Origin of the sequence: Salinarimonas ramus (assembly GCF_014645695.1) — a bacterium.
Taxonomy (GTDB): Bacteria; Pseudomonadota; Alphaproteobacteria; order Rhizobiales; family Beijerinckiaceae; genus Salinarimonas; species Salinarimonas ramus.
On record NZ_BMMF01000007.1, the window covers coordinates 191264 to 204044 of the forward strand.

General features: G+C 71.5%; 11 protein-coding genes. 8 read left to right on the forward strand and 3 right to left on the reverse strand.

The features are described from left to right. Positions 1-16 precede the first annotated feature (16 nt). Positions 17-709, reverse strand: coding sequence for a histidine utilization transcriptional repressor HutC (hutC, locus tag IEX89_RS13420; protein WP_210317631.1), 693 nt, complete (start codon positions 707-709; stop codon positions 17-19). 35 nt (positions 710-744) lie between these two features. Then, a complete protein-coding gene (locus IEX89_RS13425) occupies positions 745-2109 on the reverse strand; it encodes a formimidoylglutamate deiminase (RefSeq protein WP_188913743.1) in 1365 nt (454 codons plus the stop codon). A gap of 79 nt (positions 2110-2188) precedes the next feature. On the opposite strand from IEX89_RS13425, the gene hutI reads away from it, so the two are divergent. The 8 genes from hutI (at position 2189) to IEX89_RS13465 (ending at position 12219) form a co-directional block, all read left to right on the forward strand. Then, positions 2189-3388, forward strand: a complete 1200-nt coding sequence (gene hutI, locus IEX89_RS13430; RefSeq protein ID WP_188913744.1) for an imidazolonepropionase — start codon at positions 2189-2191, stop codon at positions 3386-3388. Next, positions 3385-4905 (forward strand): histidine ammonia-lyase, encoded by a 1521-nt coding sequence (gene hutH / locus IEX89_RS13435; protein WP_188913745.1) that lies wholly within the window; start codon positions 3385-3387, stop codon positions 4903-4905. Before hutI ends, hutH begins: the two co-directional genes overlap by 4 nt. A gap of 34 nt (positions 4906-4939) precedes the next feature. Next, a complete protein-coding gene (gene hutU, locus IEX89_RS13440; protein ID WP_188913746.1) occupies positions 4940-6625 on the forward strand; it encodes a urocanate hydratase in 1686 nt (561 codons plus the stop codon). Positions 6626-6725: 100 nt separating this feature from the next. After that, positions 6726-7820, forward strand: a complete 1095-nt coding sequence (locus tag IEX89_RS13445) for a TRAP transporter substrate-binding protein (RefSeq protein WP_188913747.1) — start codon at positions 6726-6728, stop codon at positions 7818-7820. A 59-nt stretch (positions 7821-7879) separates the two neighbouring features. Next, a complete protein-coding gene (locus IEX89_RS13450) occupies positions 7880-8401 on the forward strand; it encodes a TRAP transporter small permease subunit (protein ID WP_244645394.1) in 522 nt (173 codons plus the stop codon). Then, positions 8391-9935: a TRAP transporter large permease gene (locus tag IEX89_RS13455; protein ID WP_210317632.1), complete on the forward strand. Its 1545-nt coding sequence runs from the start codon at positions 8391-8393 to the stop codon at positions 9933-9935. The genes IEX89_RS13450 and IEX89_RS13455 overlap by 11 nt, the downstream gene beginning before the upstream one ends. Before the next feature lie 145 nt (positions 9936-10080). Then, a complete protein-coding gene (locus IEX89_RS13460) occupies positions 10081-11397 on the forward strand; it encodes an MFS transporter (protein WP_188913748.1) in 1317 nt (438 codons plus the stop codon). Between the two features lie 96 nt (positions 11398-11493). Continuing rightward, the gene (locus IEX89_RS13465; protein ID WP_188913749.1) at positions 11494-12219 is read left to right on the forward strand and encodes a DUF262 domain-containing protein; all 726 of its coding nucleotides are present in this window, start codon (positions 11494-11496) and stop codon (positions 12217-12219) included. A 174-nt stretch (positions 12220-12393) separates the two neighbouring features. Here the strand turns inward: IEX89_RS13465 and IEX89_RS13470 are convergent, their stop codons facing one another. After that, positions 12394-12681, reverse strand: coding sequence for a hypothetical protein (locus IEX89_RS13470; protein WP_188913750.1), 288 nt, complete (start codon positions 12679-12681; stop codon positions 12394-12396). Between the last annotated feature and the right edge of the window lie 100 nt (positions 12682-12781).

The following is a 12781-nucleotide window of genomic DNA, read 5'->3' on the forward strand; positions in this document are numbered from 1 at the left end:
GTGCGCTTGCGCGCACCTACATCGTCGTCGCCAGGCGATAGCCCTCACGGTAGATCAGCGTCGCGGCCGTGATCGGGACGGCGTCCATGAAGGTCGTGCGGTCCATGGCGAGAAGTGCCGCACCCTCGGGGCAGGCCATGAGCGCGGCGAGCTCCGCGTCGGCCGTGCGCGCGGAGAAGCCGAAGGAGCCGGCCGAATAGGCGAGGTTGCGCAGGAGCCACTCGTTGGCGCTCAGCGCGTCGAAGACGGCGCGCTCGGGGGGGACCAGCTCCGGGTTGAGCCAGCGGATCTCCAGGCAGAAGGGCGCGTCGTCCGCGAGGTGGAGGGCGCGCACGTGCCGAAGCGGCGTGCCCTTCGGCAGGCCGAGCGCGGACGCGATCTCGTCGGGGGCCGCGCCCGTCTCGTCGCCGAGGAGCCGGTAGCCATGCCGGTGCCCGCGCGCCTCGACGTCCTGGCGGATCACCGCGATCTCGAAGGTGGCCTTGCGGACCGGCGTCTCGGGCACGCGCGTGCCGCCCTTGCGGCGACGCTCGAGATAGCCTTCGGCGGCGAGGTCGCGCAGGGCGCGGTTGACCGTGGCGCGGGCGCAGCCGAGCTCGGCCGCGAGCTCGGCCTCGTCGGGGATGCGGCTGCCCGGCATCCATTCGCGCTCGCGGATGCGCCGGATGGCCTCGGCGCGCACCGCCTGCCAGGTGAGGTTTCCGCCCACTCGACCCTGCCCCCCGGAGCCGGCGCGGCTCTCGCTCACAGACCCGTCAGCCGCGCCGTCGTGGCGCGGTAGGCGCGCACGATCGCCTCGCGGGCGACGTGCCGCCCGTCTCGCACGAGATGGCGCCCGGCGGACCAGACGTCGCGCACCGCACGATCGTCGGTCGCGAAGACATACGCGTCGACGAGCGTGTCGCCCGTGCGGCCATACAAGTCCACATGGTTCGTGTCGAGCGCCATCAGGTCCGCGAGCCGGCCCGGCGCGATGGCGCCGGCATCGCGCCCCGCCGCCTGCGCGCCGCCGCGGGCGGCCTCCTCCAGGAGAACGCGCCCCGTCGAGCGCTCGGCCGTGGCGAGCGCCGCGCGGGAGCGGTCGCGCAGGCGTTGCGAGTACTCCAGCGTGCGCAGCTCTTCAGACAGCGCGATGCGGATGTTGCTGTCCGAGCCGATGCCGAAACGCCCGCCGGCGCCCGTCCAGGCGACGCCGTCGAAGATGCCGTCGCCGAGGCTCGATTCCGTGATCGGGCACAGGCCCGCCACCGCGCCGGTGGCCGCCAGCGCGAGGGTCTCGGGCCGCTCCATCTGCGTGCAGTGGATCAGGCACCAGCGCGCGTCGACGGGGGCGTTGGCGAGGAGCCATTGCGTCGGCCGCGCGCCGGTGGCGGCGAGGACCTCCTCCACCTCAGCCACCTGCTCGGCGAGATGCATGTGGATCGGCACGTCCGGCCGCAGCGCGATGCAGGCGGAAAGGCCCTCGGCGGAGACCGCGCGCAAGGAATGCGGCGCAATTCCGAGGCGCGCGTCCGCCGGCAGGGTGCCGAGCGCCGCCTCCGCCTCCTCGACGAGGCGGGCGAAGCGTTCGGGATCGTTACCGAAGCGGATCTGGCCCGGCCCCAGCGGGCGGCGGTCGAGGCCGCCGTATTCGTAGAGCACCGGCAGGAGGGTCAGCCCGATGCCGCTCGTCGCGGCGGCGGCGGCGATGCGCGCCGACATCTCGCCCAAAGCCGCATAGGGCGTGCCGCCCGGCGCGTGGTGCAGGTAGTGGAACTCGACGCTCGCGCCGTAGCCCGCCTCCAGCATCTCCATCTGCACGAAGGCGGCGATCGCCTCGACGTCGTCCGGCGTGAGCTGGTCGAGGAAGCGGAACATCAGCTGGCGCCACGTCCAGAACGTGTCGCGCGGATCGGGCCCACGCCGTTCGGTCAGGCCGGCCATGGCGCGCTGGAAGGCGTGGCTGTGGAGGTTCGTCGGCGCCGGCAGGAGCGCGCCCACGCGGGTCGCATCCGGGCCGGGTGCCGTGCCGGACCGGACCGAGGCGATGCGGCCGTCCGCGATCGCGACCTCGACGTCCCGGCGCCAGCCCTCGTGCGTCAGCGCCTGCTCTGCCCAGATGATGTGCATGACCACTCCTTGGACGTCGAGCGTGTTGACAGCGGATTAAGTCTATACATAATCCGATCGAACGCGGGAGGCAACGACCATGCAGGACGCGGCGATCCAGGTTCTCGTCGGTGCGCGGCTCGCGACGCTCGCCGATCCGGTGGACGGTCCCGGCGCCGTCGTCATCGCAGGCGAACGCATCGCCTGGGTCGGCCCGCAGGCCGCGCTGCCCGCCGATTACGCGAGCGCCCCGCGCCGCGATTGCGAAGGCCGGCTCGTCACCCCCGCCTTCATCGATTGCCACACCCATCTGGTTCACGGCGGCCACCGCGCCCGCGAGTTCGAGATGCGGCTGGAAGGCGCCTCCTACGAGGAGATCGCCCGGGCCGGCGGCGGCATCGTCTCGACGGTCGCCGCCACCCGCACCGCCTCCGAGGACGCGCTCCTCGCGCAGGCGCTGCCGCGGCTCGACGCGCTCCTCGCCGAGGGCGTCTCCTGCGTCGAGGTGAAGTCCGGCTACGGGCTCGACGTGGAGACGGAGCTGCGCATGCTGCGCGTCGCCCGCCGGCTCGAACGAGAGCGGCCGGTGCGGGTCGTGACCTCCTTCCTCGGCGCCCACGCGATCCCCGCCGAGTACGCGGGACGCGCCGACGCCTATCTCGACGAGATCTGCCTTCCCGCTCTGCACGCCGCCCATGCGGAAGGGCTCGTGGACGCCGTCGACGGCTTCTGCGAGGGCATCGCCTTCTCGGCGGACCAGATGGCGCGCGTCTTCGCCGAGGCGAAGCGCCTCGGCCTGCCGGTGAAGCTGCACGCCGAGCAGCTCTCGCACCAGGGCGGCACGGCGCTCGCCGCACGATGCGGCGCGCTCTCGGCGGACCACGTGGAATACGCGACCGAGGACGACGCGCGGGCGATGGCCGCCGCCGGGACCGTCGCGGTGCTGCTGCCGGGCGCCTACTACTTCATCCGCGAGACGCAAGCGCCGCCCGTCGCCGCCTTTCGCGCCCACGGCGTGAAGATGGCGGTGGCGACGGACGCCAATCCCGGCTCCTCGCCGCTGACGTCGCTTTTGCTGGCGATGAACATGGCCTGCACGCTGTTTCGCCTCACGCCGGAGGAGGCGCTCGCCGGCGTCACCGCGAACGCGGCGCGCGCGCTCGGCCTCGAGGACACCGGCCGCATCGCCCGGGGGCTGCGCGCGGATCTCGCGATCTGGGACGTCGAGACGCCCGCCGAGCTCGCCTATCGCATCGGCTTCAACCCGCTCCACGCGCGCATCTTCGCAGGCCGCTCATGACGACGACCCTGACGCCCGGCGCCGTGCGCCTCGACGATCTCGAAGCGATCTGGCGCGACGCCACCTCCGTTCGTATCGATCCCGCGGCGCGCCCCGCCGTCGAGGCGGCGGCGGCGCGCGTGCGCGAGGCCGCCGAGGGCGAGACCGCCGTCTACGGCGTGAATACCGGCTTCGGCAAGCTCGCCTCCGTGAAGATCGCGCCGGGCGACACGGCGACGCTCCAGCGCAACCTCATCCTCAGCCATTGCTGCGGCGTCGGCGAGACGCTCGACGTCGCCGCGACACGGCTGACGATGGCGCTCAAGCTGATCAGCCTCGCCCGCGGTGCGTCGGGCGTGCGCTGGGAGCTGATCGCGCTGATCGAGGGCATGATCGCGCGCGGTGTCACGCCGGTGATCCCCGTCCAAGGCTCGGTCGGCGCCTCCGGCGACCTCGCCCCGCTCGCCCACATGTCCGCGGTGATGATCGGCGAGGGCGAGGCGATCTACGACGGCCGCCCCATGCCCGGTGGCGAAGCGCTCGCGGCGGCGGGGCTCGCGCCGGTGACGCTCGGCGCCAAGGAGGGCCTCGCCCTCATCAACGGCACGCAGGTCTCCACCGCCTTGGCTCTGGTGGGCCTGTTCGACGCCCGGCGCAACGCCGAGGCCGCGCTCGTAACGTCATGCCTGTCGACGGACGCGATCATGGGCTCGACGGCACCGCTCGAGGCGGAGATCCACACGCTTCGCGGCCATCGTGGGCAGATCGAGGTGGCCGACGCCATGCGCGCGCTGATGGCCGGCTCGGAGATCCGCGAGAGCCATCGCGAGGACGACGCGCGGGTGCAGGACCCCTATTGCATCCGCTGCCAGCCGCAGGTCGCAGGCGCGGCCGTCGATCTCCTGCGCTTTGCCGCGACGACGCTCGAGACCGAGGCGAACGCCGTCACCGACAACCCGCTCGTGACCGCGGCGGGCATCCTGTCGGGCGGCAATTTCCACGCCGAGCCCGTTGCGTTCGCGGCGGACATCGTGGCGCTGGCCATCGCCGAGATCGGCGCCATCGCGCAAAGGCGCGTGGCGCTCATGGTCGACCCGACCTTGAGCCACGACCTGCCCCCCTTCCTCACGCCCGATCCGGGGCTCAATTCCGGCTTCATGATCGCGGAGGTGACGACGGCGGCGCTGATGAGCGAGAACAAGCATCTCGCCAATCCCTGCTCGACGGATTCGACGCCGACCTCCGCCAACCAGGAGGACCACGTGTCGATGGCGGCGCATGGCGCGCGGCGGCTTTCGCGGATGAACGCGAACCTCTCCGTCATCCTCGGCGTCGAGGCGCTGTGCGCCGCGCAGGGCATCGACTTCCGCGCCCCGCTGCGCACGTCGCCGGCCCTGCGCAACGTCCTCGCCCGCCTGCGCGAGACGGTCCCCCCGCTCGCACGGGACCGCACGCTCGCCCCCGACATCGAAGCCGCCGCCGCGCTCGTGCGCGAGGGCGCGCTCGTCGCGGCCGCGGGGCTGGAGCTTCCGCTGTGAACCACCTTGCACGAACCTTGCTGGACGATCGCCCATGACGAACCCCCGCCACAACGCCCGCGACGTCTACCCGCCGACCGGGCCGGAGATCTCCGCCAAGAGCTGGCTCACCGAAGCCGCCATGCGGATGCTCATGAACAACCTCCACCCGGACGTGGCGGAGAACCCGCACGAGCTCGTCGTCTATGGCGGCATCGGGCGCGCGGCGCGGACCTGGGAGGATTTCGACCTCATCGTCGCCACCCTGAAGCGGCTCGAGGCCGACGAGACGCTCCTCGTCCAGTCCGGCAAGCCGGTGGGCGTGTTCCGCACGCACGCGGACGCGCCGCGGGTGCTCATCGCCAACTCGAACCTCGTGCCGCGCTGGGCGACGTGGGAGCATTTCAACGAGCTCGACCGCAAGGGGCTGGCCATGTACGGCCAGATGACCGCGGGCTCGTGGATCTACATCGGCACGCAGGGCATCGTGCAGGGCACCTACGAGACCTTCGCCGAGGCCGGGCGCCAGCATTACGGCGGCGACCTGCGCGGCAAGTGGATCCTCACCGCCGGGCTCGGCGGCATGGGCGGCGCGCAGCCGCTCGCGGCGGTGATGGCGGGCGCCTCGTGCCTCGCGGTGGAATGCGACGAGACCCGCGCCGACTTCCGCATCCGCACCCGCTATTGCGACGCCAAGGCCCACACGCTCGACGACGCGCTCGCGATGATCGCGGACTGGACGGCGAAGGGCGAGGCGAAGTCCGTCGCGCTCATCGGCAACGCCGCGGAGATCTTTCCCGAGCTCGTCGCCCGCATGAAGGCCGGCGGGCCGCGCCCGGACATCGTCACGGACCAGACCTCCGCCCACGATCCGATCCACGGCTATCTGCCGCTCGGCTGGAGCGTCGCGCAATGGCGGGCGCGCCAGGAGAGCGATCCGACCGCCGTCGAGGCGGCGGCCCGGGCCTCGATGAAGACGCACGTCCAGGCCATGGTGGACTTCTGGAACGCCGGCGTGCCGACGCTCGACTACGGCAACAACATCCGCCAGGTCGCCCGCGACGAGGGGCTCGAGAACGCCTTCGCCTTCCCCGGCTTCGTGCCGGCCTACATCCGCCCGCTCTTCTGCCGCGGCATCGGGCCTTTCCGCTGGTGCGCGCTCTCCGGCGACCCGGAGGACATCTACCGCACCGACGCCAAGATGAAGGAGCTGTTCCCCGAGAACACGCACCTCCACGATTGGCTCGACATGGCCCGCGAGCGCATCGCCTTCCAGGGCCTGCCGGCGCGCATCTGCTGGATCGGCCTCGGCGACCGCCACAAGGCGGGCCTCGCCTTCAACGAGATGGTGCGCACCGGCGAGCTGAAGGCGCCCGTCGTCATCGGCCGCGACCACCTCGATTCGGGCTCCGTCGCCTCGCCCAATCGCGAGACCGAGGCGATGCTCGACGGCTCGGACGCGGTCTCCGACTGGCCGCTCTTGAACGCGCTGCTCAATACGGCGTCCGGCGCGACCTGGGTGTCGCTGCATCACGGCGGCGGGGTGGGGATGGGCTATTCGCAGCATTCCGGCATGGTGATCTGCTGCGACGGCAGCGCCGACGCCGATCGGCGCATCGCCAACGTGCTCTGGAACGACCCCGCGACCGGCGTGATGCGCCACGCCGATGCCGGCTACGAGATCGCCCGCGACTGCGCCCGCGAGCACGGGCTCGATCTGCCGGGCATCCTGAAGGGCTGATTGCAGCCCCGACGCGATGCCCGCGAGAGAACCGATCGCCGGCCGGGAGCAACAGGACGCCGGCGATCGTCACGACGAACGAGAACCAGAGGAGTGGACGATGGAAAGAAGGACCTTCCTGAAGAGCGCCGCGATCGGCGCCGCCGCCGCGACGACGCTCGCGACGCCCGCCATCGCGCAGGGCACGCGTCGCTGGCGCATGGTCTCCGCCTGGCCGCGCAACCTGCCGGGCCCGGGCGTCGCCGCGCAGATGCTCGCCGATCGCATCGCCACCCTCTCGGGCGGGCGCATCGAGGTCGAGCTCTTCGCCGCGGGCGAGGTCGTGCCGGGGCCGGGCGTGTTCGACGCCGTCGGCGAGGGCACGGCGGATCTCTACCACGCGGTGCCGGCCTATTGGGGCTCGAAGTCCAAGGGCATCCTGCTCTTCGGCTCGCAGCCGCTCGGCCTCACCGCGATGGAGCAGCACGGCTGGATGCTGCACGGCGGCGGCCAGGCGCTCTATGACGAGATGTACGCGCGCTTCAACCTCAAGCCCTTCCTGTGCGGCAATTCCGGGCCGCAATGGGCGGGCTGGTTCCGCAACGAGGTGAGCTCCGTCGACGACCTGCGCGGCCTGAAGTACCGCACCACGGGCCTCAATTCCGAGGTGATGGCGAAGCTCGGCGTCGCGGTGGAGGCCATGTCCGGCCCGGCCATGTTCCAGGCGCTCCAGTCCGGCGCGCTCGACGCGGGCGAGTTCATCGGGCCGTGGACCGACAGCGCGCTCGGCCTGCAGCAGATCACGAAGCTCTACTACAACAACGGCGTCGGCGAGCCCTCCTCGGCCGAGGAATGCGCGGTCAACCTCGACAGCTGGAACGACCTGCCGGACGACCTCAAGCAGGCGGTCTCCTTCGCCGCCGAGAGCCTCTACAACCCCGTCCTCACCGAGTACAACACCAAGCACGCCATGGCCCTGCGCGAGCTCGTGAACACCCACGGCGTCGAGGTGAAGGATTGGCCGCAGGAGATCATCGTCGCTCAGGGGCGGGCGATGGGCGAGATTGTCGGCGAGCTCCTCGAGAACGAGGACGAGCTCGTGCGGCGCATCACGCAGAGCTTCCTCGACTATCGCGGCCTCATGGCCGACTACCAGCCGAACGCGGAAGCCGCGCAGCTCGCCGCACGCCGGCTCGTGCCGGACTATCCGCGCTGAGGTGACCAGCGACGCGGGCGCGGCTCTCCGCGCCCGCGATCGCAAGGAGGGGGACGGGCATGGGGGCGGGTTTGGGGCGCATCGCGGACGGGCTCGACAGGATCAACCGCAGCGTCGGTGCCGTGGTGATGTGGCTGACGCTGGCCATGGTGCTCCTGCAATTCGCCGTCGTTCTCCTGCGCTACGTCTTCGGCATCTCCTCGATCTTCGTGAACGAGGGCGTGCTCTACCTCCACGCGACGATCTTCATGCTCGGCGCGGGCTACACCCTGCTGGTGCAGGGCCATGTCCGCGTCGACATCTTCTACGCGAACCTGACGCCGCGCCGCCGGGCCATGGTCGATCTCTTCGGCCACCTCTTCCTGCTCGCCCCCTCTCTCGTGATCCTGCTCTACTGGTCCTGGCCGATGGTGACGCGCTCCTGGGCGATCCTGGAGGGGCCGATCTCGGTCGGCGGCATTCCCGCCTCCTTCCTCCTGAAATCGCTCGTGCCCGCCTTCTGCGTCCTCCTCCTGATCCAGGGCGCCTCGGCCACGATCCGCGACCTGATCCGCCTCAGCGAGCCCGACGATGCCGCTTGATCTCCTGATGTTCGCGGCGCTCATCGTCTTCATCCTGATGGGCTATCCGGTCGCCTTCACCATCGCGGGCGTCGCCACGGCCTTCGCGCTGCTCGGCTTCGCGCTCGACGCCTTCCCGATGAGCCTGCTCGGCGCGCTCGGCCAGCGCTTCTTCGCGGTGATGACGAACCCCGTCCTGACCGCGATCCCGCTCTTCGTCCTGATGGGCGTCGTCCTGCAGAAATCGCGCATCGCGGAGGACCTGCTCGAGACGATGGGCCGGCTCTTCGGCGGCATTCGCGGCGGGCTCGGCGTGTCGGTCATGGTGGTGGGCGCGCTGCTCGCGGCCTCCACCGGCATCGTCGGCGCCACCGTCGTCGCCATGGGGCTGATCGCGCTGCCCGCGATGCTGCGCAACGGCTACGACCCGAAGCTCGCCGCCGGCAGCGTCTGCACCGCGGGCACGCTGGGGCAGATCATCCCGCCCTCGACGCTGCTCATCATCCTCGCCGAAGTGATGTCCTCGGCCTTCCAGCAGGCGCAATATCGCCAGGGCAAGTTCTCCATCGAGACGATCTCGGTGGGACAGACCTTCGCCGCCGCGCTCGTGCCCGGATTGCTGCTCGTCGTCGTCTACATCGCCTACATCCTCGGCCGCGCCTGGCTCTTCCCCAAGGACGCCCCGGCCTTGAAGGAGCGTCCGCAGGCGGTGAGCCGGGCGGAGATAGCCGGCGCCATCGTGCCGCCGATCCTGCTCATCGTCGCCGTGCTCGGTGCCATCATCGGCGGCGTCGCCTCGCCCAACGAGGCCGCGAGCGTCGGCGCCATCGGCGCGATCCTGCTCGCGGGCTGGAAGCAGGGCACGTCGCGCTGGCTGGTCCTCGCGGGCGCGGCGGCGCTCCTCGCACTCGCCGTGGCGGCGGGCGTCGAGCCGGTGCGCCTGCAGCGCTCCGACACCGGTTCCTACGAGATCACGCTGGGCGTCGTCTATTGCGGGCTCGCGCTCGTCGGCATCACCGCCATCGTGGCCTCCCTCGCGACGCTCCAGCGCCGCGCCCTCGTCGTGCCGGCCATGGCGCAGACGCTCGTCGTGACCTCGATGATCTTCGCCACCATCCTGATGGCGTCGTTCTTCAGCCTCGTCTTCGTCGGGCTCGGCGGCGAGCACCGGGTGGCGGCGATCCTCGAATCGCTGCCCGGCGGCCCGACGGGCGCGCTCGTCTTCGCCATGGCCTTCGTCTTCGTGCTGGGATTCTTCCTGGACTTCGTCGAGATCTCGGTGATCCTGCTGCCGCTGCTCATCCCGCCGCTCATCCTCATGGGCCACGATCCGATCTGGCTCGCGGTGCTGATCGCGATCAACCTGCAGACCTCGTTCCTCACGCCCCCCTTCGGCTTCTCGCTGTTCTACCTGCGCGGCGCGGCACCGGCGAGCATCACGACGGGGATGATCTATCGCGGCGTCGTGCCCTTCATCTGCTTGCAGGTGGTGGCGGTGGCGATCGTCTGGCTCGCGCCCTCCATCGCCACCTGGCTGCCGCGCGCGATGTTCTGACCGGCAGCCCCGGGTGGCGCGCGGCACGGCTCTCCGCTAGGCTCGACGCCGAACCACAAGCGGGGCGTCGCCCGAACGCTCCCGCCCGCCGCGCCCGCCGCCCGCGCGCGCACGACACGCGACCAGCCAGCCGGAGCCTTGCCGGATGTTCCAGGTCTTCGCCGGCGTCTGGGCCCTCTTGCTCGGCGTCGTTCTGATCATGCTGGGCAACGGCATGCACTTCACGCTGATTGGCCTGCGCGGCGGGATCGAGAGCTTCTCGGCGGCCGAGCTCGCCATCGTCACGTCGGCCTATTTCGTGGGCTTCCTGTCGGGTGCGCGCTATGCGCCGAAGCTGATTCGCCGCGTGGGGCACGTACGCGTCTTCGCGGCGCTCGGCAGCTTCATGTCCGCCGGGCTGATCTCGTTTCCGCTGCTGGCGGAGCCGTGGGCCTGGACGCTGCTGCGGCTGCTGATCGGCTTTTGCATGTCGGGCATCTACGTCGCGGCGGAGAGCTGGCTCAACGACGCGGCCACCAACGAGACCCGCGGCAAGCTGCTCTCGGCCTACATGATCGCGCAGACCGTCGGCATCATCGGTGCGCAGGGCCTGCTGACGCTCGGCGACGCCGGCACGTCTGTCCTGTTCATCGGCGCCTCGATCCTGGTGTCGATCTCGTTCGCGCCGATCCTCCTCTCCGTCGCCGCCGCGCCCGTGGTGCAGGTGACGCGGCCCATGGGGCTGCGCGCGCTGTTCTCGGGATCGCCGCTCGGCACGGTGGGCATCTTCCTGCTCGGCACGGTCTACGCGACCCAGTCCGGCATGGGCGCGGTCTTCGGCACGCAGATCGGGATGAGCGCCTCGCAGATCGCGCTGTTCATCGCCATGCTCTTCGCCGGTGCGCTCGTGCTGCAATACCCGATCGGCTGGCTCTCGGACCAGATGGACCGCCGCAAGCTCGTCTTCGCCGCAGCCTGCCTCGGCGCCGCCGCCTGCGCGCTCGGCTTCGTCACCGGCGGCGCGCTCTGGCCCTTGATGGCGGCGGCCTTCCTCGCCGGCGGGGTGACGACGCCGCTCTACGCGCTGCTCCTCGCCTACACCAACGACTACCTCTCCGCCGAGGACATGCCGGCCGCCTCCGGCGGCCTCGTCTTCACCTTCGGCCTCGGCGCCATCGTCGGGCCTCTCGCCACGGGCTGGGCGATGGAGGCGCTCGGGCCCTCCGCCTTCTGGCTGGTGCTCGCCACGACCTTCGGCGCCATCGCGCTCTATGCGCTCTACCGCATGACGCGCCGCGCCATCGTGCCCGTCGACGAGACGCAGAGCTATCTCGCCGTCGTCCCCACCGCATCCGCCGTCGCGGTGGAGGCCGCGGGCGCGTGGGCGGCCGAGCAGGCCGAGCAGGCGGAGGCGGAGCGGGAGACCGAGGCTCGCGCGGACGACGCCGCGAGCGACGAGACGCCCCCGCCGACCGCACCGTGATCCGCGTGCGCGCGCCCCGGTTTTCGGCTAAGCTCGGCGTTACGCCGGGCGTCTCGATGGATCGGAACGCCGGCTCGCGGGCCTCGGGAGACCATCATGGCGCGGGTCACGGTGAATGGCGAGCTCATCGAAACCGTCATGCGGCGGGCGAGCGAGGGCTTCCTCGCCCCGGCCGCCTTTCGGCGCCCCTACGTCTGGGGACAGGACGACGTCGAGCGCTTCTGGGCGAGCCTCCTGCGCGGGTGGCCGACGGGCCAGTTCCTGATCTGGCGCCCGCCGGAGGGCACCGACCTCGCCGGCGCCTCGCGTGGGCGGATCGGCCCGGTACAGCCCCATTACGCCCGGCGCTTCTCGATCCTGCTCGACGGCCAGAACCGCCTCGCGACCTTCGCCTGGTCGATGGCGCCGTTCGACGCGCCGGGGCCCTCGGACATGACCCAGGCGGAGCGCGCGACGTGGCGCTCGGGCAAGGCGCTCGTCGCCGACCCGGAAGCGCGCGCGATCCGCTTCGTCCCCGCGGCGGAAGCGGAGAGCGGCAACCGCGTGCCCGTGCGCGCGCTGTTCGAGAACGCGCTCCTCTGGTCGCGCGTGATGCGCACGCCGGGGCGCGTCGTGCCGCAGGCGCATCTCGACTGGTTCGACCAGGCGACGCGGGCGATGATGGACGCGCGCTGCCACGTCACCGAGCTCGTCAACCTGCCGCCGCAGGAGGCGCTGGACGCCTTCCGCCACCTCGCCCGCGCGGGCGTCGCCATGGCGGACGAGGAGTTCGAGGCCGCGATGGCTTGGGCGCTGCCGTCGTCCCGGCGTGGGGGGACGTGAGGGGCGCGCCGAAGGCGTGCTCGGAATGGGGCATTCGCCCTCGACACCCGTCACGGGCGCGACGATGGTGACAGCCGCTTCCTGTCGCCGTCGCGGACCCGGGCGATCATCGCGAAGCCGCAGGAGCGCCACGAGATCGTCGGCCCCGGCCTCTCTGCGAGCGCCGATCCGTCCCTAGCTCGACGTGTGCGGCCGACCATCCGTGCGCCCGCGGCGCGTCTCGTCGTCGCGAATACCCGCTTCGCGCCGCTGCTTGCGGAAGGCGCGGGCCTGGAGGCGCGGGGCAAGCGCCCAGGCGATCGGGACGCCGAGAACGAAGCTCGCCACGACGACCCAGGGGATCAGCGTCGCGGCCTGCGCGTCGAGTGCGGGCACGGCCAGGACGGTGACCGCGCCTATGCCGAACAGTACCGCGTTGATCGGCAGGTAGACGAGCGCGGCGACGATGGTTCGCTTGCTCATCGAAAGTGCTCCTTAATTTTCAAAGGGTCGAACGCGGGCCGCGGCGGCGGCGTTCCTGCGGCGACGACGATCCCGCCGCTCGGCGGGTCGCGGGGCATGC